Source organism: Methylobacterium sp. 275MFSha3.1, assembly GCF_900108435.1.
Taxonomy (GTDB): Bacteria; Pseudomonadota; Alphaproteobacteria; order Rhizobiales; family Beijerinckiaceae; genus Methylobacterium.
In genome coordinates this window covers 1-23,598 of sequence record NZ_FNWP01000015.1, presented here as the reverse complement: position 1 = coordinate 23,598, position 23,598 = coordinate 1, and the positions used below count along the sequence as shown (strand labels likewise).

22 protein-coding genes, 1 tRNA gene and 1 pseudogene are annotated in these 23,598 nt (G+C 72.5%); 13 read left to right on the top strand and 11 right to left on the bottom strand.

Annotation, left to right across the window (positions count from 1 at the left end; translation table 11 throughout):
* Positions 1–256 precede the first annotated feature (256 nt).
* Positions 257–1,237 carry a tyrosine recombinase XerC gene (locus tag BLW78_RS18350; protein WP_091681245.1) on the bottom strand — a complete coding sequence of 327 codons (981 nt, stop codon included), beginning with the start codon at positions 1,235–1,237 and terminating at the stop codon, positions 257–259.
* A 104-nt stretch (positions 1,238–1,341) separates the two neighbouring features.
* Between BLW78_RS18350 and BLW78_RS18345 the strand changes: the two genes are divergently transcribed.
* Positions 1,342–1,662 carry a YnfA family protein gene (locus BLW78_RS18345; RefSeq protein ID WP_020093734.1) on the top strand — a complete coding sequence of 107 codons (321 nt, stop codon included), beginning with the start codon at positions 1,342–1,344 and terminating at the stop codon, positions 1,660–1,662.
* A gap of 123 nt (positions 1,663–1,785) precedes the next feature.
* Positions 1,786–2,409, top strand: coding sequence for a crossover junction endodeoxyribonuclease RuvC (gene ruvC / locus BLW78_RS18340; RefSeq protein WP_020093735.1), 624 nt, complete (start codon positions 1,786–1,788; stop codon positions 2,407–2,409).
* A 17-nt stretch (positions 2,410–2,426) separates the two neighbouring features.
* On the opposite strand, the gene BLW78_RS18335 is transcribed toward ruvC, so the two are convergent.
* A tRNA-Tyr gene (locus BLW78_RS18335) sits at positions 2,427–2,510 on the bottom strand.
* 289 nt (positions 2,511–2,799) lie between these two features.
* On the opposite strand from BLW78_RS18335, the gene BLW78_RS18330 reads away from it, so the two are divergent.
* The 4 genes from BLW78_RS18330 (at position 2,800) to BLW78_RS18315 (ending at position 6,405) form a co-directional block, all read left to right on the top strand.
* A complete protein-coding gene (locus BLW78_RS18330; RefSeq protein WP_091681243.1) occupies positions 2,800–4,650 on the top strand; it encodes a DEAD/DEAH box helicase in 1,851 nt (616 codons plus the stop codon).
* Between the two features lie 22 nt (positions 4,651–4,672).
* A complete protein-coding gene (locus tag BLW78_RS18325) occupies positions 4,673–4,996 on the top strand; it encodes a hypothetical protein (protein ID WP_042671911.1) in 324 nt (107 codons plus the stop codon).
* Positions 4,997–5,117: 121 nt separating this feature from the next.
* Positions 5,118–5,528, top strand: coding sequence for a DUF3597 domain-containing protein (locus BLW78_RS18320; protein WP_091681242.1), 411 nt, complete (start codon positions 5,118–5,120; stop codon positions 5,526–5,528).
* Positions 5,529–5,733: 205 nt separating this feature from the next.
* Positions 5,734–6,405: an ankyrin repeat domain-containing protein gene (locus BLW78_RS18315; protein ID WP_170855181.1), complete on the top strand. Its 672-nt coding sequence runs from the start codon at positions 5,734–5,736 to the stop codon at positions 6,403–6,405.
* A 25-nt stretch (positions 6,406–6,430) separates the two neighbouring features.
* Here the strand turns inward: BLW78_RS18315 and BLW78_RS18310 are convergent, their stop codons facing one another.
* Together BLW78_RS18310 and BLW78_RS18305 are read right to left on the bottom strand one after the other, a co-directional pair.
* Positions 6,431–7,558 (bottom strand): polyamine ABC transporter substrate-binding protein, encoded by a 1,128-nt coding sequence (locus BLW78_RS18310; protein ID WP_020093740.1) that lies wholly within the window; start codon positions 7,556–7,558, stop codon positions 6,431–6,433.
* A complete protein-coding gene (locus BLW78_RS18305; protein WP_020093741.1) occupies positions 7,555–7,911 on the bottom strand; it encodes a RidA family protein in 357 nt (118 codons plus the stop codon). Before BLW78_RS18305 ends, BLW78_RS18310 begins: the two co-directional genes overlap by 4 nt.
* Positions 7,912–8,093: 182 nt before the next feature.
* Here BLW78_RS18305 and BLW78_RS18300 point away from each other — a divergent pair, with 182 nt between their 5' ends.
* Positions 8,094–8,357, top strand: coding sequence for a GlsB/YeaQ/YmgE family stress response membrane protein (locus BLW78_RS18300; protein ID WP_012317940.1), 264 nt, complete (start codon positions 8,094–8,096; stop codon positions 8,355–8,357).
* Positions 8,358–8,581: 224 nt separating this feature from the next.
* Here the strand turns inward: BLW78_RS18300 and BLW78_RS18295 are convergent, their stop codons facing one another.
* The 3 genes from BLW78_RS18295 to rpsO all read right to left on the bottom strand — a co-directional run bounded on the left by BLW78_RS18295 (position 8,582) and on the right by rpsO (position 11,685).
* Positions 8,582–8,803 (bottom strand): YgaP-like transmembrane domain, encoded by a 222-nt coding sequence (locus tag BLW78_RS18295; RefSeq protein WP_020093742.1) that lies wholly within the window; start codon positions 8,801–8,803, stop codon positions 8,582–8,584.
* Between the two features lie 172 nt (positions 8,804–8,975).
* Positions 8,976–11,195 carry a polyribonucleotide nucleotidyltransferase gene (pnp, locus tag BLW78_RS18290; protein ID WP_091681238.1) on the bottom strand — a complete coding sequence of 740 codons (2,220 nt, stop codon included), beginning with the start codon at positions 11,193–11,195 and terminating at the stop codon, positions 8,976–8,978.
* Positions 11,196–11,415: 220 nt separating this feature from the next.
* Positions 11,416–11,685: a 30S ribosomal protein S15 gene (gene rpsO, locus BLW78_RS18285; protein WP_012317943.1), complete on the bottom strand. Its 270-nt coding sequence runs from the start codon at positions 11,683–11,685 to the stop codon at positions 11,416–11,418.
* Between the two features lie 291 nt (positions 11,686–11,976).
* Here rpsO and BLW78_RS18280 point away from each other — a divergent pair, with 291 nt between their 5' ends.
* From BLW78_RS18280 to BLW78_RS18270, 3 genes are all read left to right on the top strand, one after another.
* Entirely contained in the window at positions 11,977–13,986 is a 2,010-nt protein-coding gene (locus BLW78_RS18280; RefSeq protein WP_091681235.1) for a hypothetical protein, read from the top strand.
* A complete protein-coding gene (locus BLW78_RS18275) occupies positions 13,983–14,669 on the top strand; it encodes a hypothetical protein (protein ID WP_020093745.1) in 687 nt (228 codons plus the stop codon). The genes BLW78_RS18280 and BLW78_RS18275 overlap by 4 nt, the downstream gene beginning before the upstream one ends.
* Positions 14,670–14,784: 115 nt before the next feature.
* Positions 14,785–16,173, top strand: a complete 1,389-nt coding sequence (locus BLW78_RS18270; protein ID WP_091681233.1) for an amino acid permease — start codon at positions 14,785–14,787, stop codon at positions 16,171–16,173.
* Here BLW78_RS18270 and BLW78_RS18265 read toward each other — a convergent pair.
* The 4 genes from BLW78_RS18265 to BLW78_RS18250 form a co-directional block, all read right to left on the bottom strand.
* A complete protein-coding gene (locus BLW78_RS18265) occupies positions 16,166–16,576 on the bottom strand; it encodes a flagellar basal body rod protein FlgC (protein WP_020093747.1) in 411 nt (136 codons plus the stop codon). The genes BLW78_RS18270 and BLW78_RS18265 overlap by 8 nt on opposite strands.
* A gap of 62 nt (positions 16,577–16,638) precedes the next feature.
* A complete protein-coding gene (locus BLW78_RS18260) occupies positions 16,639–17,499 on the bottom strand; it encodes a formyltransferase family protein (RefSeq protein ID WP_020093748.1) in 861 nt (286 codons plus the stop codon).
* Positions 17,499–18,266, bottom strand: coding sequence for an SDR family NAD(P)-dependent oxidoreductase (locus BLW78_RS18255; RefSeq protein WP_091681231.1), 768 nt, complete (start codon positions 18,264–18,266; stop codon positions 17,499–17,501). The genes BLW78_RS18260 and BLW78_RS18255 overlap by 1 nt, the downstream gene beginning before the upstream one ends.
* 115 nt (positions 18,267–18,381) lie before the next feature.
* Positions 18,382–19,689, bottom strand: coding sequence for a capsule biosynthesis protein (locus BLW78_RS18250; protein WP_091681229.1), 1,308 nt, complete (start codon positions 19,687–19,689; stop codon positions 18,382–18,384).
* 336 nt (positions 19,690–20,025) lie between these two features.
* Between BLW78_RS18250 and BLW78_RS18245 the strand changes: the two genes are divergently transcribed.
* The 3 genes and pseudogenes from BLW78_RS18245 to BLW78_RS31770 all read left to right on the top strand — a co-directional run.
* The gene (locus tag BLW78_RS18245) at positions 20,026–21,528 is read left to right on the top strand and encodes a capsular polysaccharide export protein, LipB/KpsS family (RefSeq protein ID WP_091681227.1); all 1,503 of its coding nucleotides are present in this window, start codon (positions 20,026–20,028) and stop codon (positions 21,526–21,528) included.
* Between the two features lie 218 nt (positions 21,529–21,746).
* Positions 21,747–23,237, top strand: a complete 1,491-nt coding sequence (locus BLW78_RS18240) for an LTA synthase family protein (protein ID WP_091681225.1) — start codon at positions 21,747–21,749, stop codon at positions 23,235–23,237.
* A 223-nt stretch (positions 23,238–23,460) separates the two neighbouring features.
* A pseudogene (locus BLW78_RS31770) lies at positions 23,461–23,598 on the top strand (sugar transporter); the annotation flags it as partial.

Here is a 23,598-nt window from a genome sequence, read left to right as displayed (position 1 = left end):
TGGGATCGAATCGCAGGACGATCTCTCTCAGGGAGACGCGGCGGCCCGGATCGCAATCCGCGATTACGACACGTGCCGGCGCCCTCCCATCCTGAAGATCCATGACGCCCGCCCAACCCCATCCCGTTCGTTGCCCATATTGGCTGAAGATCGTGACGAAGCTCTTAAAGAGCGGGATTCTGCACTGGGCGAACCGGAACACGCGCCTATAGACGATGATGAAGGCTCTCGAAGTCGAAGTTTTTAGCAATCTTGCTCAATGGCCAGCCCGCGGATGGGCCGCCGCGTAGGCACTCATGAGGCGGGCGGCGTCGACCTGCGTGTAGAGCTGTGTCGTGGAGAGCGAGGCGTGGCCCAGGAGTTCCTGGATCGCCCGGAGTTCGCCCTGGCGCGCCAGGAGATGGGTTGCGAAGGAATGCCGCAGGGCGTGCGGTGTGGCGCTCTCGGGCAGGCCCAGGGCGCCGCGGGCGCGCGCGACCGTGTACTGGATGATGCGCGGCGAGAGCGGGCCGCCCCGGGCACCGAGAAACAGCGGTCCCTCCGGCGGCAGCGGCAGGGGACAGGCGGCGACGTAGTCCGCCACGGCCTGCGCCACGACGGGCAGGATCGGCACCATGCGCTGCTTGCCGCCCTTGCCGAGCACGGTGACCTGATCGACCCCGGGCAGGGGTGCGTCACGGCGGGTCAGGCCCAGGGCCTCGGAGATGCGCAGCCCCGCGCCGTAGAGCAGCGCCAGCACGGCGGCGTCCCGGGCGAGGACCCAGGGCTCCCGCTCCTCGCCGGCGCGGATCGCGGTATCGGTCAGCGCCACCGCGGCGGAGACGGGCAGGGGACGGGGAAGCCGCCGCGGGACCTTGGGCGAGCGCACACCGCCCAGGGCCGAGACGGTGCCGAAGCCCTCCCGCTCGAGGAAGCGCGCGAAGGAGCGCAGACCCGCCAGCATGCGCATCAGCGAGCGCCCGGAGACCTCGTCGGCCCGGCGCGCGGCCATGAAGCCGCGGATGTCCCGCACCTTGAGGCCGATCAGCATCGGGATCGTCGGCGTCCCCTGACGGGACGCGAGGTGGTGGAGGAACTGCCGGAGGTCGCGCCCGTACGCCTCGACGGTGTTGGACGACATCCGCCGCTCCCGCGCCAGCGCCTCGATCCAGGCGAGGACGGCGTCGCGGAGGCGGGCGTCCCCCGGAAACAGCAGCCGGTCGCCCTGGGTCTCGCGGGTGCTCACATGCGTGCTCATGGCGACACTCGACCGGATCCTCCTTGCCGGGAGCTTAATGCCGGTCGCGGTCCGTCCCCGGCGCTGGACTCGTCCCGCGCGGTGCGCCGTGCCAAGCTGACGCGATGACCCTCCTCGCCTACGCGGCCGCCGCCCTCGCCGAGATCGCCGGCTGCTTCGCGTTCTGGGCCTGGCTGCGGCTCGGGCGGTCGGCCTGGTGGGCGCTGCCGGGCCTCGCCTCGCTGGCGGCCTTCGCGGCCCTCCTGACCCTCGTGGACAGCCCCGCGGCGGGGCGCGCCTTCGCGGCCTACGGCGGCGTCTACGTCGCGGCCTCGGTCCTGTGGCTGTGGCTCGCGGAGGGTCAGCGGCCCGACCGGTGGGACCTCGCGGGCAGCGCGGTCTGCCTCGCCGGAACGGCGCTGATCCTCCTCGGTCGCCGGGGGTGAGTTCGACCCGGCACCGTGCCGGGCCGGCCACGGCCGACCGCTTCCGCGCCCGGAACCTTGGTGAAACCAAGCGTTCACGATACGTACGGCAGCCTCGGGCCGTTCACCGAGCCGTGGAGCCCCATGACCAGCGCCGTCCGCATTCTCGGGATCGACCCCGGACTCCGCCGCACCGGCTGGGGCCTGATCACCGCGCAGGGCACGAAGCTCACCTACGGCGATTGCGGGGTCGTGACTTCGGACGGGGAGCTTCCGCTGGCCCTGCGGCTGCGGGAACTGTTCGAGGGGATCGGCCGCGTCGTCGAGGCCGTTCGGCCCGACGAGGTCGCCGTGGAGGAGACCTTCGTCAACAAGGACGCCCAGGCGACGCTCAAGCTGGGCCACGCGCGGGCGATGGCGCTGCTCGTGCCGGCCCTCGCCGGACTGCCGGTGTTCGAGTACGCCCCCAACCTCATCAAGAAGACCGTCGCGGGCTCCGGCCACGCCGAGAAGGTGCAGATCCAGGCGATGGTCCGCTTCCTTCTGCCGAAGGCCGAGTTCCGCGTCGCGGACGCCGCCGACGCGCTGGCCATCGCGATCACCCATGCCAGTCACCGAGACGCCCACGCCCTGCGGCAGGCGCATCTACCGGGGGGCAAGCGCCGCTCGCTCACCGGTCAGGCGGCCGCGGGACAAGGGCTCGAGGGGAAGGGCTTCTCGGCCGCCGCGGCCGCGCGTATCGAGGCCGCGCTGGCGAAACAAGGCTGACGGGATCGGGAAGAACTTGGTGGGGGAAGTAGGACTCGAACCTACGAAGCTTACGCAGCGGATTTACAGTCCGCCCCCTTTGCCGCTCGGGACATTCCCCCAAGGCGGGCATCGCCCGCGGCGCCCTTATGGTGAGGGGTGGGCCGGGTGTCAACGCTTATGGTGGACCGATCCGCCTCGCCGGACGCGGCAATCGTGGAGAGCGGGACGGTTTCGCTCGGCGTCGCCGCGATCCGGGCGGCCGCGCTTGCAGAGTCGACCCTCTTCCGGCCTCGCGGTGCCCGCGGCTCCGCCATTGGGACGAAAACGCGAACGTTCCGCGACTCCGGGGATTCACAAAGGAATCCGGATCGGCCACGGTGTGGCGATGTCGCCCTGCTTCGCCGGCCCTTGACCCGTCCCGCCCCGTCCCTGCGGTCGCACCAGCGCACGCTGATGGCCCTGGTCGCGGCCATGGCGAGCGGGGAGGCGGCCCATGTCCGGAAGATCCTGGCCGCGGTCACGCCGGGCGGGGGCAAGTCGCTGCTGCCGGTCATCGCCGCGCACCGGCTGATCGAGGCGGGGCTCGTCGAGCGCGTGGTCTGGGTGGTACCGCGGGATTCCCTGCGGCTGCAGGCCGAGGAGGCCTTCGCCGACCCGCTGTGGCGCGCGGCCTTCGGGCACGCCCTCAGCGTCCGGGCCGCCGACAACGAGCGCGACCCGGCGCGGGGGCTGGCCGGCTACGTCACCACCTATCAGGCGGTCGCCGCCGCCCCGGCGCTCCACCTCGCGGAGGCGCGGGCGCACCGCACCCTGCTGGTGGTCGACGAGGTTCATCACCTGCCGGTCCCCGGTCGCCCGGGCGCCGACGAAGCCTCCGCGGAGGATGCCGAGGCGGGGGCGTGGTCCCGCGCGATGCTGCCCGTCATGGAGGCGGCGACCGTGCGCCTGTACCTGTCCGGGACGCTGGAGCGGGCGGACGGGCGGCGGATCCTCGGGCTGCCCTACCAGCCCGCCGCACCCGGCCGCGGGCCGGAACTCGACCTCGACGCGACCGGCCTCGCGGTCATCGGCTACTCGCGGGCGCAGGCGCTGGCCGAGCGGGCGGTGCTGCCGGTGACGTTCGGCGCCCTCGACGGCGAGGCGAGCTGGCTGGAGGGCGGCCGGATCGCCGGCGACAGCCCGCGCGTCGGGCCGCACCGGCTCGGCGCGGGCGCGGTCCGGATCACCACCCGGCCGGCGCTGTTCACCGCCCTTCGGACCGGCTTCGCCCGCGACCTTCTGAGCGAGGCGTTCTTCGCCACGAAGCGCCTGCGCGCCCGGCGCCGGGCGGAGCGCGATCTCCCGCCCGGCGAACCGGCCCGGGGGCTCGGCAAGCTCCTCGTGGTGGCGCCCGATCAGGCGAGCGCGCGGGCCTATCTCGCGACCCTGCGCGACTGGATGCCGGCCGGGCAGGGCGCGCGCGATGTCCGTCTCGCGACCTCCGGTCAAGGCGACGCCCACGCGGCTCTGGCAGCGTTCCGGCTCACGCCGGAACCGGCCGTGCTGGTGACGGTGGCGATGGCGTACGAGGGGCTCGACGCCCCGGAGGTCGCGGTGGTCGCGGCCCTGACCCATATCCGCTCCCGGCCCTGGCTCGAGCAGATGCTCGCCCGGGCCACCCGGGTCGATCCCCATGCCGGCCCCTACAACGGGCAGCAGGCGCTGATCTTCCACCCCGACGACCCGCTCTTCGCGCGGTTCCGCCTCGAACTCGAGACCGAGCAGGGCAGCAGCGTCCGGCCGCCCCGCGAGCGGCCGGCGAGCGCCGTCGTGCCCGAGCGGACCCGCTGGCGCGACGACGAGCCGGGCGGGATCACGCCCCTGGAGAGCAACGCGATCGGGATGCGCTACGCCCTGCTGCGCCCGCGCCTCCCCGAACCGGTCGCCGCGGCGCCCGCGCCCGAACCGCCCTCCGTCACCGAGCGGACCCTGCGCCAGCGGCTCGCCGCCGCGGTGGCCGCCCAGGCGGTCGAGGACGAGACCTCGCTGCGCGTGCCCCGCGGCGGCAATCTCGCCCACCGCTACAACGCCGTTCTCAAGCGCGTGCTCGGCAAGGGCCGCGCGACCATGACCCTCCCGGAGCTGGAGGCGGCCCTGTCGTGGCTCGAGCGCAACCGCCTCTCCGACCATCTCGACCGCCTCGACGGCGATGCCCGCTACGCGTGGTCGGCCCGGCAGCGCCGCGGGCGCTGGCAGCCGGAGCGCGCCGCCGGCCGCTGAAACGCCCGGGAAGGAGACAGCCGTGACCGAGAGCCTCCCCGCCGCCTTCGCCGCGACACTCGCCGCGTCCGAGCCGCCGAGCGTCTGGGACGCCCCGCTCGCCGCGCTCTGGTGGCTCGCCCGGGACGCGTCCGGCCCGGCCTCCGCCGCCTGGGAGCGGGCGCACCGCCTCGTCCAGGACGCCGGCGGGTCCGACGCGGCCTGGGTCCACGCCCATCTCCACCGGGTCGAGGGCGACGACGGCAACGCGCGCTACTGGTACGCCCGCGCGGGCCGCCCGGTCCCGGACGGCACGCTCGCGGAGGAGCGGGCCGCGCTCGTCCTCGCCCTCTGGCCGAGATCGTGATCGCTCCGGGCCGCGCCGCGCCGACCGTCCCGAGCCTGCCGAATCGCGGAACGCCAAGGCTCACAGCCAGTTGAATGGCCGCCCGACGCGGAGATCGGGCCTCGATTATCGGAGCGGATCCATGAGCCTCCTCGGCAGCATCGTCAGCAAGATCCTCCATCCGTTCGGTGGCGGCACCGCGGACGCCGCGCCCGCGCCCAACGCCGGCTCCGGCGGCCAGGCCGGCACGAGCACGCCCTCCACGTCGGCCCCCGGCTCGGCCGGCGGCAGCGAGCCCGTGGACGTCGCGGCGGTGCTCACCGGCCTCGCCGAGAAGAACCCGCAGACGCTCGACTGGCGGCACTCGATCGTCGACCTGATGAAGCTGCTGGGCCTCGATTCCGGCCTCGCCGCGCGCAAGCAGCTCGCCGACGAGCTCCACTACACCGGCGACAAGGACGATTCGGCCAGCATGAACATCTGGCTGCACAAGCAGGTCATGCAGAAGCTCGCCGAGAACGGCGGCAAGGTTCCGGACGATCTGAAGCACTAGGTCATCGATTCCGGGATCGACGAGGCTCGCCGCGGACGGTCTCGACCGGCGCCGCGGCGAGATCGCTTCTTGACCACGTCGTGCGCCGGCGGTGCGCCCCGGCGGCGACACTTGCGGAAGGGGCCTTGCGGCACCTCCGTGTTTATCGGTCACATGGCCCGCGTCGCGCAGCGCCGAATCAGGCGGCGCCGAGGAGCGAACGGTCATGGAGACCCCGACCGGGGACCACAGCGGCGCCTTCGAGGCGTCCCCTCTCGCCGCGATCGCCACGGCGGTCGCCCGCGGTGACGTCGCGCGCATCGCCGCGCTAGCGCCCGGCCTGGATCTCTCCGTCCGCGGCGGCCGGAACCTCACCCTGCTCGAATGGGCGATCTGGAACGCGCGGCCGCGCGCGGTGTCGGCCCTGCTCGACGCGGGGGCGGACCCGTCTGTGCCGGGGCTCGATCAGGAGACCGCGCTGCACATGGCGGCGATGGTCGAGGATCCGACCTACCTGGAGATCCTGCTGCGCCACGGCGCGCCGGTCGACCCGGTGAGCCCGCGCGGTCAGTGGACGCCGCTGTTCCGCGCCGTACAGAACCGGCGCGAGGCGCAGATCGCGCTGCTGCTGCGGGCCGGTGCGGACTTGAACCGGGTCGACGCCACCGGCAACTCGCTGCTGCACGTGGCCGCGCAGGTCGGCGCGGCCAATCCCTGGGTGCTGAGGCTGCTCGAGGCCGGGATCGACCCGACCCTGCGCAACGCGCAGCGAAAGACCTTCCAGCCGTACTTCTTCACCACCCCCGAGCGCCTGCTGAACGATTCCGGGCGCGAGACCCGCGCTGCGGTCCGCGCGTGGCTCGCCCGCAGCGGCGTGCCGGCGGATCCGGAAGGCTGACGGCCCCCTCCGACGCCGATCCGCGTCAGCGCCCGGTGCGGACCCGGGTCCAGAGGCGGGTGACGAAGCGCTGGGTGCGGTCGTCCCAGGCGGTGTTGATGGACAGGCGCTGCATCGTCGCCTCGTCCGGGTAGATGCCGGGATTGCTCAGGATCTCGGGCTTCACGAACTTCTTCGCCGCGAGGTTGCCGCTGGCGTAGGAGACGAAGTTGGTGTTGGCCGCCGCCACCTCGGGCCGCATCATGTAGTCGATGAAGGCCAGCGCCTCGGCCGGGTGGGCGGCATCCTTCGGGATCGCGAAGGTGTCGAACCACATGAGCGCGCCTTCCTTCGGCACGACGTAGGCGATGTCGATCCCGTTCTTGGCCTCCTCGGCGCGGCGCTTGGCCTGCATGATGTCGCCCGAATAGCCGACGGCCAGGCAGATATCGCCGTTGGCCAGCGCCTGGATGTATTCCGACGAGTGGAACTTCCGCACGGCGCCGCGCACCTTGTAGAGGGCGTCGGTCACCAGGGTCATGTCGTCCCAGCGCTTGGAATCCGCCTTGGCGCCGAAGGCCGGGAGCATGCTGGGGATCAGGTCCTCGGGGCTGTCGAGCACCATGATCCCGCACTCCTTCAGCTTGTTGGCCGAAGCGGGATTGAGGACGACGGACCACGAATTGACCGCCGCGCCGGCGCCCAGGCGCTCGCGCACCGCGGCGACGTTGTAGCCGATGCCGGTCGTGCCCCACATGTAGTCGACGGCGTAGGTGTTGCCGGGATCGTAGGCTGCCAGCCGGCTGGTCACCTCGGGCCAGAGGTTGCCGAGGTTCTTCAGCTTGGACTTGTCGAGGGGCAGGAACGCGCCGGCCCGGATCAGCCGCTGCAGGTACGGTCCCGACGGCACGACGATGTCGTAGCCCGACCGGCCGGCGAGCAGCTTGGTCTCCAGGATCTCGTTGTTGTCGTAGGTGTCGTAGACGACCTTGATCCCGGTCTCGCGGGTGAAGGCCTCGAGCACCTGCGGGTCGATATAGTCCGACCAGTTGTAGATGTTGACGACCCGCTCCTCGGCGGCCGGTGCCGGCCGCACGAGGGGCAGGACCGCCAGGAGCCCTCCCGCGAGGACGGCCGCGGCCGCCGCCAGGACGGTCCGACGCGGGCCGATCACCGGCTCCTCGCGGCCACGATCACGATCTCGACCAAGTACTCCGGCGCGGCGAGCTTGGCCTCGACGGTGGCGCGGGCCGGCGCGTTCTCCGGAGACACCCAGGCGTCCCAGGCGGCGTTCATCTCCGCGAACGTCGCGATGTCGGCGAGGTAGATGGTGGCCGAGAGGATCCGCGCCTTGTCGCTGCCGGCCGCGGCGAGTAGCCGGTCGATCTCCGACAGGATCTGCTGGGTCTGGATCGTGACCCCGGTGCCGACCGTGTCGGACGCGACCTGCCCGGCGAGGTAGACCATGTCGCCGAAGGTGACGGCCTGCGACATCCGCTTGCCCGGCTCGATCCGCTGAATGTCCATACCCGTCTCCACATCCTCGAGAACCGGCGTATCTGCCGCCGCACCGGCCCGGCCGTAAAGGGCCGCGCGCGCACGCGCCGCGGGAACCCGAGGAAAATCGTCATCGGCGGTCGGGGTGCGGGCAACCGTCGCGGGCCTCGAAGCGTTCTGCCGCCATCGACAATCACGCCTTGGGGTCAGTCATGGGTATTCTCTGGACCATCATCATCGGGTTTCTCGCCGGCGTCATCGCCAAGTTCCTCATGCCGGGCCCGAACGAGCCCGCCGGCTTCATCCTGACCACGATCCTCGGCATCGTCGGCGCCTTCGTGGCGACCTTCCTGGGCCAGGCGATCGGCTGGTACGGGCCGAACCAGGGCGCGGGCTTCATCGGCGCCATCGTGGGGGCCGTGGTCGTGCTGTTCATCTACGGCCTGATCGCCGGCCGCCGCACCACCACCTACTGATCCGTCCGACAGGTCCGGATACGACGAGGGGCGCCCCGCGGGGCGCCCCTTTCTCATTGTCGGTCTGCACATTCCGGTCGGGAGCGCCAACTCGGGCGCCCTCCGTCATCACGAGCGCAGCGACGTGACCCTGGCCAGCCCAACGAGGTCGGACGTCGCGCTGCCTGGATTGCTTCGCTGCGCTCGCAAAGACGGAGGCGCCGAAGCCCTCCGAGGGCTGAGGCTCAGAGATGCTCGGACGCGGCCTTCACGGCGCAGTGGCCGGTGGCGCCGCGCACGGCGAGGCCCACGCCGACCACGAGGGCCAGCAGGCTCAGGAGCTTGTTGGGACGGGGCTGCGCGGCGGCGGCGGCGATGCCGAGGCCCAGCGCCACCGAGACGGCGCGCTCCGTCGTCGACAGGTTCGGCTGCCCGCTGAAGATGTCGTGCATCATGTCGTTGGCCATGAGGGTCTCCGATTGGGAAGTCGCGGGGGAACGCGGCATCCGGCGCCCCGTTCCCGGCCGACGACCGGTGTGACCCGACCTCGACGGGGCAACAAAAAGGGCGCGGCCCCGGAGGACCGCGCCCGTCTGAGACATCCCTGCCGACCGAGGCCGGCGCGGGCGTCCCGCGTGCTTACTCGCCGGCCTCGCGGCGGCGCTCGCCACGGTGGCGGCCGCCCTCGCGGGGCTCGCGCGGCTCGTCGCCGCGCTCGGCCCGGTCGGCGTCGCGCTGAGCCTTCACCTTCTCGGTGATGTCCTCGCCGGTCTGCTGGTCGACGACCTTCATGGACAGGCGGATCTTGCCGCGGTCGTCCTGACCGAGGAACTTCACCTTGACCTTCTCGCCTTCCTTGACGACGTCCGTCACCTTGGCGACCCGGTTCGCGGCGAGCTCCGAGATGTGGACCAGGCCGTCCTTGGCGCCGAAGAAGTTCACGAAGGCGCCGAACTCCATGCACTTCACGATCGTGCCGTCGTAGATCACGCCGACCTCCGGCTCCGCCACGATCGAGCGGATCCAGTTGTAGGCCGCCTTGATCGCCTTGCCGTCGGCCGAGGCGATCTTCACGACGCCCGTGTCCTCGATGTTGATCTTGGCGCCGGTCTTCTCGACGATCTCGCGGATCACCTTGCCGCCGGTGCCGATCACGTCGCGGATCTTGTCCGTCGGGATCTGCATCGTCTCGATGCGCGGGGCGTACTCGCCGAGTTCCGGACGGGCCGCCGTCAGGGCCTTGGCCATCTCGGCCAGGATGTGGGCGCGGCCGTCCTTCGCCTGGGCGAGGGCGATCTTCATGATCTCCTCGGTGATGCCGGCGATCTTGATGTCCATCTGGAGCGAGGTGACGCCCTCGTCCGTGCCGGCCACCTTGAAGTCCATGTCGCCGAGGTGATCCTCGTCGCCGAGGATGTCGGACAGGACCGCGAAGCGCTCACCCTCGAGGATGAGGCCCATGGCGATGCCCGCCACCGGACGGCGCAGCGGCACGCCGGCATCCATCAGCGACAGCGAGCCGCCGCAGACCGAGGCCATCGAGGACGAGCCGTTGGACTCGGTGATCTCCGACACGACGCGGATCGTGTAGGGGAACTCGTGGGCCGGCGGCAGGACCGGGCGGATCGCCCGCCAAGCGAGCTTGCCGTGGCCGATCTCGCGGCGGCCCGGCGAGCCCATCCGGCCAGTCTCGCCGACGCTGTAGGGAGGAAAGTTGTAGTGGAGCAGGAAGCGCTCCTTGTAGGTGCCTTCCAGCGCGTCGATGAACTGCTCATCCTCGCCGGTGCCGAGGGTGGCGACCACGAGAGCCTGGGTCTCGCCGCGGGTGAACAGGGCCGAGCCGTGGGCGCGGGGCAGCACGCCGACCTCGGAGAGGATCGAGCGGACCGTCTTCACGTCGCGGCCGTCGATGCGGGCGCCGCTGTCGAGGATGTTCCAGCGGACCACCTTCGACTGGGCCTCCTTGAAGGCGGCCTTGACCTTCTCGGCCGGGAACTTCTCGGCGCCCTCCGGGCAGAGGGCGGCCATCACCTTCGCCTTCACGGCGTCGACGGCGGCGTAGCGCTCCTGCTTGACGGTCTTGGTGTAGGCGGCGCGGAGCTCCGCCTCGCAGACCTCCAGGACGGCCTTCTCGACGTCGGCGTTCTCGGGGGCCTTGAAGTCGCGCGGCTCCTTGGCGGCCTTCTCGGCGAGGCGGATGATCGCCTCGATCACCGGCTGGAAGTGCTTGTGGCCGAACATCACGGCGCCGAGCATCACCTCCTCGGAGAGCTCCTTGGCCTCCGACTCGACCATCAGCACCGCGTCCTGCGTGCCGGCGACGACGAGGTCGAGGCTCGACTCTTCCTTGGTCTCGGTGACCAGCGGGTTCAGCCGGTAGCCGCCGTTGATGTAGCCGACGCGGGCGCCGCCGATCGGGCCCATGAACGGCACGCCCGAGATGGTCAGGGCCGCGGAGGCCGCGACCATCGCGACGATGTCGGGATCGTTCTCGAGATCGTGGGTCAGGACGGTGACGACGACCTGCGTGTCGTTGCGCCAGCCGTCGATGAAGAGCGGGCGGATCGGGCGGTCGATCAGGCGGGAGACCAGAGTCTCCTTCTCGGAGGGACGGCCCTCGCGCTTGAAGTAGCCGCCCGGGATGCGGCCGGCGGCGTAGGCGCGCTCCTGGTAGTTCACGGTGAGCGGCATGAAGTCGATGCCGGGCTTCGGCTCCTTGGCGGCGACCACGGTCGCGAGCACCGAGGTCTCACCGTAGGTGGCGATGACGGCGCCGTCGGCCTGGCGCGCGACCTTGCCGGTCTCCAGGACGAGCTTGCGGTCGCCCCACATCAGCTCTTCGCGTTGAACGTCGAACATTCTCAATCTCTTCCTTGCCTGCGGCGGGCCCAAGCCCGGCGCCGCCCGGGGGCAAGACGGCGAGACACTGCGCCGGAACATCCTCGGCGAAGTGTCTCGCGATCCTGCCCCGACGCTGGCGCCTCGAAGCGGCCCGTTTGTCGGGAGGCCGGACCCATTCCGGCAGCCCGCGATGGTGAAACGCGGCCCCGGGCCGGGCCCGGAACCGCGCGAGGGTGCCTTAGCGGCGGATGCCGAGACGCTCGATGAGGGCGCGGTAGCGGGCCTCATCCTTGCGCTTGACGTAGTCGAGCAGCGAGCGGCGCTGCGAGACCAGCTTCAGGAGGCCGCGGCGGGAATGGTTGTCCTTGCCGTGGGTCTTGAAGTGGCCGGTCAGGTTGGTGATCCGCTCGGTGAGGATCGCCACCTGGACCTCGGGGGACCCGGTGTCCTTGGCGTCCTTGCGGTGTTCCTTGATGAGCGCGGTCTTGCGCTCTGCCGTGATCGACATCGCGTGCCTTTCGGGTTGTGCTGGTCGGATGCGGCGCCCCAAACGGGCGCGCGCGGGCTCGGCGTTCGGCCGGTGCCGGGATGTCGTCCAGCACGGTCACAGCGCCAAGCGGCTCAAGCCCCGCCCGGCAACCCGGGTCGAGGCCGCGCGATCCATACACGAAACCGACGGTTATGCCAGTCCCGAGCCGGGCGGGCCGCAGCGGTGGCGCGTCGCGGCTGTCCGGGCCCGTCCAAAGAACGGTTAACGCCGCCGTGCTACCCGGAACCGCTCACGCGACGCGGCCCGGCGATGAACGGCACCTTCTCGGATGCGTGCGGCGTCGCCGTCGCGACGCTGCTCGGTATCCCCCTCGTTCTCCTGCCGGGCTACGCCCTGGGCGGCTTGACCGGCATCCTCGGGTTCCGCACGCTCGCGCCCGGCGACCGCCTCCTGTGCGGGGCGCTCCTCGGGATCGGGCTGCTGCCGGCCCTTGACAGCCTGCTGATCCAGGCGGGCGGCGTCCCGGTCGCGGCCCTCGCGACCGGCGCCCTCGGGCTCGCCGCGCTGCGGCCGGTCGCGCGGAGCCTGCGCGAGTCCCTCGACCGGGCGGCGCTCGCCCTCGCGCTGCTCTGGCTCGGCGTCGTGGCCTACGCGCTGATCGACGTCGATACCGGCACCGCCCTCTACCGGCCCGTGACGATCATCGACCTCGTCAAGCACGCTGCCCTGACCCGCGCGATCATGGAGCACGGATTGCCGCCGGTGGACCCGTTCTTCGCCCGGCCCGAGCGGGCGGGCTACTATTACGGCTTCTACACGCTCACCGCCCTGGTCGACTGGGCGGGCGGACGGCTGGTCGACGGGCGGACCGCCTTCGCGGGCCTCGCCTTCTGGACCGGCCTCGCGCTCCTCGGCCTGATCGACCGTCTGCTCGCGGCGACCGGACTCGTCGCGGACGCCGCGCCCCGGCTCGTGCGCCGCGCGGTGCTGCTGCTGCTGCCGGCCGGAAGCCTCGACATCCTGCTGGTCCTCGCCGACCGGACGACGTCCGGGACTTGGCTGCCGGTCCCGGAATGGCTGAACGAGCAGGTCCTCAACTGGCCGGCCTCGCTGGTCTGGGTGCCGCACCACGTCGCCGGCGCCGTCGCCGGGTGGCTCGGACTCCTGGCCCTGGCGGAGGTCGCGGACCGGGCGCGACCGGACAGGCGCGCGGAGGCGGCGGCGATCGGCGTCGCGGCACTGGCCTTCGCGGCCTGCGCGGGCCTGTCCGTCTGGGTCTGCCTCGGCACGGCGGGTGCGGCCGGTGCCTGGCTGGTGCTGCTCGGCTTGGAGCGCCGCTGGCGCGCCGCGGCCCGGCTGGCGGTTGCCGGCCTGCTCAGCGCCGCGCTGGCCGCCCCTTATCTGCTGAGCGTCCTGGCCAACCGGACCGACGGCGGCGCGCCGATCCGGTTCTCGATCCGGCGATTCGGGCCGCTCGACGGCCTCGTCGACGAGCCGGCCCTGAGCGCGCTGCGCCTGATCCTCCTGCCGCTGAACTACTACACGGCCCTGGGGGTCTGCGCCGCCGGTGCGCTGCTGTTCTGGCGCCTCGTGCCGCGCCGGGAGGCGCACAGGCGCGAGGCCGGGCGCCTGCTCACGCTCTGCGCCGCGGCGAGCCTGCTCCTCGGCGGTTTCCTGCGCTCGGCGATCCTCAACAACGACCTCGGCGCGCGCGTGGTCCTGCTCGCGCAGGTCGCGGCCCTGGTCTGGACCGTGGTGGCGCTGACCCGCCTGAGCGAGGCGCGGCGGCTCCGGTTCCCCGGCCTCCTCGCCGCGCTGCTGATCCTCGGCTACGCGACGACCCTCTACGGCTTCGTCGGGATGCGCGCCTATCCCGCCTCCGACCGGCCCGCCTTCGCCCGCCTCGCCGGCAGTCCCGATATCGACCGGGCGCTGCGCGCGGCCTACGCCTGGGCGGGCACGCACATGCCCCACGACCTGGTGCTGCAGCAGTCGCCGGTGCCGCACCGGGTGTTCGATTTCGGGCTCTACGGCCTCCAGCCGACGGGGGTGGCCGACGCGGAGGCGCGCCTGTTCGGCGCCCCGCCGGACGCCGTGGCGTCGCGGCTCGCCGACGTCGCGCCGGTCTTCCGCGACCGCCTGGACGGCGCCGAGGTGCGGCGGCGCGCCGAAGCGGCCGGGATCGGCGCCCTGGTCGTCACCGCGCAGGACGCCCCCTGGAGCAGCCCCGATTCCTGGGTCTGGCGCAGCCCCGCGGTCTACGCCGATCCGCTCGTCCGGATCCTGCGGGTCCAAGATCTCCGTGGAGGATCTCCGTGACTGAACCCAGTCCCGCGGCACCCACCCGCCCGCGCGCCGGGCAGGCCCTGCGCTGGCTCTGCGCCCAGGCGCTGCTGCAGGCCGGCGCCGTCGTCGTCGGCTTCGCCTGCTTCGTGCTGCTGTTCCAGACGGATCTGTGGTCCGGCGTGACGATCCTGTTCTACCGCGGACTGATCCTGCTCGCGGTGGCCTTCCTGCTGACCCTGGCGGTCACGGCGGCGCTGGCCGGGCTCGGCCGAGCCTGGGGATTGCGCCGACGGGACGCCCTCGGCGCCTGCGTCCTGTCGCTGTCCCTGAACCTCAGCGCCTTCGTGATCCTGCCGGTGACGGTCGACCGGTCGATCAGCGTGTTCCTGCTCGGCCAGATGGCCGCCCATCCCGGGGAGCGCTTCACGCCTGAGCGCGCGCGGGCGGTGTTCGAGCGGGTCTATCTCGGCGAGTTCCGGCAGATGGAGCGGCGCTTGGCCGAGCAGCAGGCCTCCGGCAACGTCGCGCGAGCGGGTGACGGCTACGTCATCACCTCGCAGGGCAGCGCCTTCATCCGCTTCTGCGGCCTCGTCGCCCGGGCGTTCCGGACCGACACCCGGATGATCGCCGCCGCACCGTCCCCGCCCGGCGGGGGCGACCCGGAAGCGCGCGGCGGGGCGCCTGAACCCGATCCCGTGGGCGCGGTGCGGCGGTAGGCTGTATCGACTCGGGATGAGGACGGTGCGGTGCCGGTCCGGGCGGTTCCGCGGAGGCCGCCGTCCGGGCATGAAAAGTGCCGGGTGACGATCTGGGCGAGGGAGAACGGACGCGATGGCGGAGTCCGCGGTGACCACGGGTGAACGGGCGGGCGCGGGGCGCGGACTCGCCCGGAGCCTCACCGCGCCGGGCCTCGTCGCCATCGGCCTCGGCGCCACGATCGGCGCCGGCATCTTCGTGCTCACCGGGACGGCGGCGGCGCAGTACGCGGGTCCGGCGCTCAGCCTCTCCTTCGTGATCGGCGGCGTCGCCTGCGGCCTCGTCGGCCTGTGCTACGCCGAGCTGGCCGCCATGATCCCCGAGCCGGGATCGACCTACACCTACACCCGCGCGAGCCTCGGGCGGCTTCCCGCCTGGATCATCGGCTGGGACCTCGTCCTCGAGTTCGCCGTGGCGGCGGCGACCGTGGCGGTAGGCTGGTCGGGCTACGCGCAGTCCCTCGCGGCGGAGTTCGGCCTGCGCCTGCCGCCGGCCCTGGCCGCGGCGCCCGGCGCCGGCGGCCTCGTCAACCTCCCGGCGGCCGGGATCGTGCTGTTGCTCAGCGCCCTGCTGATGCGCGCCACCGCGGAGGCGTCCCTGGTCAACGGCCTGCTGGTCGCCTGCAAGGTCGCGATCATCCTGGCTTTCGTGGGTGTCGGCGTGGCCCATCTGCGTCCCGAACTCTGGCACCCGTTCGTGCCGGAGAATGCCGGGACCTTCGGCGCCTACGGCTGGAGCGGCGTGTTCCGCGGCGCCGCGGTGGTGTTCTTCGCCTTCGTGGGCTTCGAGACCGTGGCGACGGCCGCGGGCGAGTGCCGGGCGCCGCAGCGCGACGCGCCGGTCGGCCTGATCGGGTCGCTGCTGATCACCACGATCCTGTACGTGGCCATGGCGGCCGTCCTCACGGGACTCGTGCCCTATCGGGACCTGGACGTCGCCGACCCGGTCGCCAAGGCGGTCGACGTGATCGGCCTGACGGGCTTCGCCACGATCATCAAGGCCGGCGCCCTGATCGGCCTGACCACCTCGGCACTGACCGCCCTCTACGGGCAGAGCCGGATCTTCTTCGCCATCGCCCGCGACGGGCTCCTCCCGGGGATCTTCTGCCGGGTCCATCCGGTGACGCGGGTGCCCGTGGCGAGCCAGCTGGTGATCGGCCTGTTCACGGCGGCCGTGGGGGGGCTCGTGCCCATCGACGTCCTGGGCGAGATCGTCAGTATCGGCACGCTCCTGGCCTTCTGCCTCGTCTGCGCGACGGTGCTGATCCTGCGCCGGACCGATCCGGACCGGGCGCGCCCGTTCCGCGTGCCGGCGGTGACCCTCATCGCCGGACTGGGGATCCTGTCCTGCGTCACGCTGATGGCGTCGCTCCCGGCCGACACCTGGATCCGCCTCGCGGTCTGGCTGGCGATCGGCCTCGCGATCTACGCCGGCTACGGCCGGCGGCACGGCCGGCTCAGCTGATCAGGTTGATGGTGGCCTGCGCGAGCGTCTTGATCGAGGCCGATGCGCTCAGGCTCAATTCGTAGTTCCGGACCACCCGCTGGAGGTCGGCCGATTCGACCGCGACGTTGACGTTCGGCAGACGGACATAGCCGGTCGGGTCGGCCCCGGGATTGGTCGGGTCGTAGCGGGTGCGGAAGCCGGTGGTGTCGCGGACGATCCGGCCGACCGGGTCGCGGGGGCTGTCGGCCGCCACCGGGGCGAACACCGCGATCTTGCGGGCGTAGGGGGCACCGCCCGGGGTGGTCGGGACCGAATCGGCGTTGGCGAGGTTCTCGGAGATCGCGCGGATCCGCCCGCTCTGCACCTGCCGGCCGGCGGCCAGGGCGCCAGCGGCCGAGTTGAGGGCGCTGGTATCCGGCATGCGCGGGCCCTGTCGACGGCGAGGATCTGACCGAATCCTTGCCGAACAGCCTTAACCGGGGGTTAAGACGCCCGCGCGGAGAGGCTCAGCGCGTCCCGAAGATCCTGCCCGTCGGTCAGGCGAAGGCCGCGGCGGCGCAGCGCGGCCAGCATCGCGCGGTCGGGGAACGGGCAGTAGGGCAGAACGGGCTCGGACCGCCCCTCCGGCAGGGTTCCGCTCCGGGTGACGTCCTCGAGCAACCGGTCGAGCATCCCGCGCCCGTGGGCGTGGAGCGCCACCGAGGCCCGAGTCGCGGTGGTACCCTCGGGCAGCGCCAGCGCCTCCTGGGCGAGGATCGCGCCGGTGTCGATCGCGGCGGCCAGCCGGTGCAGGGTCATGCCGAACTGCCCGGGCCCGTCGGCCAGCGCGTGGATCGTCGGCACCGGGCCCCGGTGGCGGGGCAGCAGGCCGGGATGCCCGTTGATCCCGCCGAGCCGCGCCAGCCCGATGGTCTCGGGCTTCAGGATCTGGTCGAAATGGTAGGTGAGGATCAGGTCCGGCGCCGCGTCCCGGAGGGCCCGCGCGACGTCGGGACCGTTGACGTCGTCGACCGTCAGGGTCGGGACGCCGAGGCGGCGGCACAGGGTCCTGAGCGGCGTCGCCTCCGGCGCGTCGCCGCTTCCCGACGCCGCCTGGGTCAGGGGCGCCAGGGGCCGCAGCAGGTCCGGCAGGCCGAAATTGACCGCGAGGTAGGGCAGGATCCCGGGGCCCGAGCGCGCGAGGTGCCGCCGGATCTGCCCCGTGAGGCCGCCGCTCGACGGCCGCTCGGCGTTGGAGAGCCCGACCAGCGCGATGTCGGCCCGGAGATCGGCGACGAGCCGGCGCACCGCGCGGGCGTTCGGCAGCGCCTCCAGAACGAACAGCGCGATCCGGGGTCGCGCCATCAGCGCCGCTTCCGGCGCTGGAAACGGAAGGCGTAGAGGCCGGCCTTGCGGACGTTCTCGGGCAGGAGCAGCACGGTGCGCGCGAGCGCCGTGAGGATGAACGGGAACGCGATCACGTCGCGGTTGGCCGCGATGCCCTTGGCGATCCGCACGGCCGCCTCCTCGGCGCTGATCTCGAGCGGCCGCCAACCCTTGAGCTCGCCGCCCATCGGCGTCTTCACGTAGCCCGGGGTGACGACGTTGACCTTCACGCCGCGGGACGCGACCTTCTGGCGCAGGGCGAGACCGTGGGCGACGAGCGCGGCCTTGGCACCGCTATAGGCCGGCGCGTCCTGGAGCGGCGCGTAGGCCGCGAGCGACGACAGCAGCACGATCTGGCCGCGCCCGCGCTGGAGCATCAGCGTCAGGGCGGGCAGGATCACGTTGAGCGTGCCGGTGTAATTGATGTCGGCGGTCTCGAAGGCCACGTCCTCGGCCTCCACCTGCCCTTCCTGGTTGCCGCCGTTCACCGCCGCGTTGGCGATGACGAGGTCGAGGGGGGCCTCGGCATCCGACCGGTGGACCAGCGCCACGGTGGCGGCCCGGTCGCGGGTATCGAGGCGGGCGGTCTCGACGGCGGCGCCGCTGGCGCGGCAGTCCCGGGCGACCGCCTCCAGCCGCTCGGCGTTGCGGCCGACGAGGATGAGGCTCGCGCCGGTTTGCGCGTAGTGGCGCGCCAGCGCGGCGCCGATGCCGCTCGACGCGCCGGTGATCAGAATGCGGGGCATGGGGCGGGTTACGCCGCCGCGCGGGGAAAGATCAAGGCCGGGAACGGCTCACCCGCGGTTAAACGCGCTTCAAAGGCCGCCGAATGGCGACGGCTCGGGAGCCGGGCGAGCCCGGTCAGTAGACCGGCGCGAGCTCGCCGTCGCGCTCGGCCGCCTCACTCACCGCCCGCGCCGCCGCCAGCATCGCGTCGGGGAGGGCGGCCTCCATCCGCGGTACCGAGCCGGCCACCGCGCGGTCGATCGCCTCCTTGGAGAAGAAGCCGCCGTTGACCTGGGTCCGGTGCAGGACCACGCGGCGGAAATCCGCCATCAGGTCCGTCTCCGGCGGCGTCGGATTCTTCCAGAAGCTGTCGAGGTCGCCCTGATGGGTCAGGCCGGCCATGTTGTAGATCGCGGTGCCAACCGCGTGGGTCGGGCAGCCCATCTCCAGGGACAGCATCCCCACCGTCGAGTTGACGATGACCACGCCGCGGGCGCCCTTGATCAGGGCCGGCAGGTCGCCGCCGTCGATGAAGTCGAGCCGGTCGCTGACGCCGTGGCGGCGGGCCGAGGCGCGGGCGAACTTCCGCCAGTTGATCAGGCCGCTGTCGAGCGGGTGCAGCTTCACCAGCAGCCGGGTCGGCGCCGACGAGCCGTCCGCGAACGACTTGATCACCCGGTCCATGAAGCCCTCGACGCCGAGGAACGGCGAGTGGACCCGGATCTGGTAGTCGCTGTCGAGCTGCAGTGGCAGCAGGAAGTAGTCGCAGCCGACCGCGCGGTAGATCTCGTCGCAGCGCGCCGCCTCGCGGCGGGTATGCGCGCGGCGGGCGAACTTCTTGATCCAGCCGGCATACTCGGCCGCGATATGGGTCGGCCGGTGGCTGCGGAAATGGGGGAAGAGGTACGGGAACAGGACGTTGGCGAGGTTGTAGCCGACGTCCCAGACGCTGCGCCGGGCCATGTCGCCCGTGGAGGGCATCGCCCGGCCGGGTTGCGGCAGGCGCCGCGCCAGGGCGCGGATCTCGGCGGCCGTCCGGGGGAGGGACGAGAAGCCGTTCACGCCGCCCAGCTCGCAGGTGATCCAGTTCGGGCGGATATAGCCCTCCTCGAACACGTGCACCCGCAGGCCGCGATACTCGGCGATCATGCGGGCCGCCTTGTGGAACGGCCGGCAATCGCCGAACAGCACGATGTCGGTCACGCCCTCGCGGTCGAGATAGGCGTCGAGATACTCGCCCCAGGTCTCGCGGCGACCGCGGTAATTATCGGCCTCGCCGCTCCAGAACAGCCAGTCGCCGGGGCAGAGATTGATGCGCCGGACAGAGTGTCCCCGCGCGCGCAGCGCCTGCCCGAGATCGGAGAAGAACGGCGTCGCGATGCCCTGCAGGAAGAGGAAGGTCGCGGGGCGGTCGCGGAGGGCGTCGGGGGCGGGCTGTTGCATTCCGCGGCGCTTCTGTCCTTGACCCTGGGCCGGATGAACCGAACCGGCGAGAGACTCTTGAGGTGGCACGGTGCCCGGCGAGCCCGCAATCCGAAGCCATGCCGCGGCATGGCGTTTCCGCGCCGGCGTGGCCCGTCTGCAACGGTCCCGCGTCTGCGGCCTAGCCTCCGGAATAGGCGGGCAATCGCGGCGACGATATGTCCAAATCCTTTCCAGGACGTGGCGACGGCGACGCGCGCTCAGGTTGTCCCCGCGTTGCATCACCATCCCATGCCGGCGAAAATGCGCTACAGGCCTGTTCCGCACCTCACCCGACCGGAGCCGGACGCACCGACCATGCCCGCTGACCCGATCCCGTCGCTCTACGCGACCGGCCGCACGATCCGCCGCCTGCGGGCGGAGATCGAGGCCGCGACGGGCCTCGCCTTCGGTCCGGCGCGCCCCGGCGCCGTCGGCGCGACCTGGGGCGCGGGGAGCCTCGCCGGGCGCCTGCTGGCGCTGACGGGGCGGCGCCGGCTCGTGGTCGCGCCCGGGCCGCTCCTGAGCCCCTACGACTCGCCGGAGTCCGGCTTCGCATCCCTGCGGATCACCCTCGACGGGGCGCCTCTCGGCGGGGAGGGCGGCGTCCATTACCTCGACCCCTGGACCGGGGCGCCGATCGACCGCGCGACCTGCGCCGAGCGGGTGGCGTGGCTCGCCACGCGCTTTGCCGAGAACGACCGGCGGGTGGTCTATGTCGGGATGTCGCGCTGGAAGCGGCCCGCCCTCGACGTCCTGGGCGCGGGCCCCGCCGGACGGCCGATCCACACCATGACCACCGAGGCCGCGATCGCCGCGGGACAGCGCCACGGCGGCCGCCTCCTCGCCTGGGCGACGCGGGCGCCCGGCCAGCTCGAGGAAGCCTGCGCGCGGGCCGGCCTGCCGCTGGCCCGCGTGGAGGACGGGTTCCTGCGCTCCGTGGGGCTCGGCGCCAGCCTGCAGCCCGGCGCCTCCATCGTGGTGGACGACCTCGGCATCTACTACGACCCGCGCCGGGAGAGCCGCCTGCAGCGGCTGCTCGCCGAGGCCGACTTCACGCCGGACCTCGTCGCCCGGGCGCGGCGCCTGCGCGAGGAGGTCGTGGCGCGCCGGCTCAGCAAGTACAATGTCGGCCTCGACGCCGCCGCGCTCGACTGGCCGGCCGGCCGGCGGATCGTGCTCGTGCCCGGCCAAGTGGAGGACGACGCCTCGGTGCGCCACGGCTCGCCGCTGGTCCGCTCGAACCGGGCGCTGCTGGAGGCGGCGCGGCGGCGCAACCCGGACGCGTTCCTGCTCTACAAGCCGCATCCCGACGTGGAGGCCGGGTTCCGTCCCGGCATCATCCCGGAGGCGGAGGCCCTGACCCTGGCCGACCGGATCGTGGGCGGCATCAGCATCGTCGACCTCCTCGACCGGGTGCATCACGTCGAGACCATGACGTCCCTCGCCGGGTTCGAGGCCCTGATCCGCGGCCTCACCGTGGCGACCCACGGCCGGCCGTTCTACTCCGGCTGGGGCCTGTCGGAGGATCTCGCGCCGGGCGCCGACCGCGGCCGCCGGCTGAGCCTCGATGAGCTGGTGGCCGGCGCCATGATCCTCTACGCGCGCTACCTCGACCCGGTGGCGATGAAGCCGTGCACGCCGGAACAGCTCCTCGACCGCCTCAGCGCGGCCCGGGCGGCGGCGCCGCGCAACGCCCTCTCCCTCGGCCGGACGGCCCACCTGGTGATGCGTGCCCGCTACGGCCTCCTCAATCCCGTCGTGCGGGCCCTGCGCAGCCGGCGCGGCGTCGGCCGCGAGGCCGGCGGCGGACCGCGCTAGGGCGCGGCGCGCGGCGCGAATCCGGTTCCGCGAGACCCTGATGTGACACCAAAGCGATAGCGCGCGCTGCTAGAGTCCGCCCGCAACCGCCCGCCCCGGGACCGTTTCCGATCATTCCGGATCAGGAACGGCTCGCAAGCCCTTGCTCCCGCGCGCTGTTTCCTGCCGGACCGGATGCCGGCGGCGAGCAGGCCCGCCCCACGCCGAGTGCCCGTGTCTTGACGACGTTCCTCATCGCCACCGGTCTCGCGCTCGCCGTGTGCCTCGCCCTGGAGGTGTTCGCGGGCGACTCGATCACCCGGGCGAGCCTCGCGCCCCGGGATCTTGGCCTGCGGCTGCTCGGCTACCTGCTGATCCTGCTGTTCTGGTTCGAGTTCTCCTGGCGGCCCTGGCTCGCGGGGCTGACCTGCGTGATCACCGTGGCGATCCTGATCGTCGTCAGCCGCGCGAAGCGCTCGGTGATCGGCGAGCCGCTGCTGTTCAGCGATTTCGCCCTGCTGCCCCAGGTGCCGCGGCATCCGCAGCTCTACTACATCCCGCCCCTGTGGGACCCGCGCATCTCCGTGCCGGTCCTGCTCACCGCGGCGTTCACCGCGCTGTGGTACTGGATCGAGCCGAGCGTGCTGCCCGCCGCGACCCTGCCGCGGGTGCTGGCGATGCTCGGCCTCCCGCTCGCGCTCTGGCTGCTGGTCAAGGCCGCCCCGCGGCCGCCGCTCGCCCGGCTGATCGCCCGCTGGTTCCCCGAGCCCGACTTGGAGGCCGACGTGACCCGGGTCGGCCTCCCGGCGAGCCTCCTCGGCTACACCGCCCGCGCGATGGCGGGCGGCGTGCCGGTGCCCGCGGCGCCGGCGCTGCCGGAGGGCCCGGGCGACGATGTCGTCGTGGTGATCCAGCTCGAATCCTTCGTCGATCCGGAGCGGCTCGGCGGCGCGAAACTGCCGGCGATGGACCTGTTCCGAACCCGGGCCGCGCAGTACGGGCGCCTGCGGGTTCCGGCGCACGGCGCCTACACGATGCGCAGCGAGCACGCGGTGCTCACAGGCCGTCCGTCCGAGAGCCTCGGCTTCGGCCGCTACGACCCCTACACGTCCCGCAGCGGCGACGAGCCGACGAGCCTCGCCCGGCTCGCCGGGAGTCGGGGCTACGGGACCCTGTTCCTGCACCCGTTCCACCGCGACTTCTTCCGCCGGGCGCGGGTGATGGAGGCCTTCGGCTTCGCCGATCTCGTGATGGGCGAGGCGTTCGCGGAGGCGCCGCGCGTCGGGCCCTATGTCGGGGACGTCGCCCTCGGCGCGCGCCTCCTCGCGGAAGTCCGGGCCCGGCGCGCGCCGCTGTTCCTGTTCTGCGTGACCATGGAGAACCACGGCCCCTGGAAGCCCGGGCGGCTGCCGGGCATCGACGATCCGCAGGCGCAGTACCTCCATCACGTCGCCAATACCGGGCGGATGGTCGAGGATCTCGTCGCGGGCCTGGACGCCGTCGCCCGCGAGCGCGGCCAGACCATCACGCTCTGCGTGTTCGGCGACCACGCACCGTCGCTGCCGAGCTGCAAGCCGGGCTTCGGCGGGCGGACGACCGAGTACGCCCTGTTCCGCTTCGGCCGCCCGCAGGCGGTCCCGCGCCGCGCCGACATCGCCGCCGACGAGCTCGGTCGGGCGCTCCGCGGGGCCCTCGCGACGGCACCTGCGGACATCGCCGCGGGGACATGATACGGTTAAGCTTGCGCGGCATAAGCGTGGCCGTGCCACGCTGGTGACGCATTGCCCGCGGATAGCGCGACCGTCCGCACGGCGGCCGCCGCACCGGCGCGGTCGTTAAAGCGATCGCAGCGTTTGGCGGTCAAACTGGGTATCCCGGCCCGGGCCAGCGATGGCGCGGGCTCGGCGAGGAGAAATCTTTGTGATGCTGCGTAAGACGGCGTGCACCGCCCTGATGGCCGCCCTCGCGGCTGGATCTGCCGGCGGCTGCACGTACATGCCCGCGGCGGGTCCGACGGCGAGCGCGATCCAGGCCGGGGCCGAGGTCGCCACGGCCGACGGCGGGATCCTTGCCCGCTACGAGATCATCGAC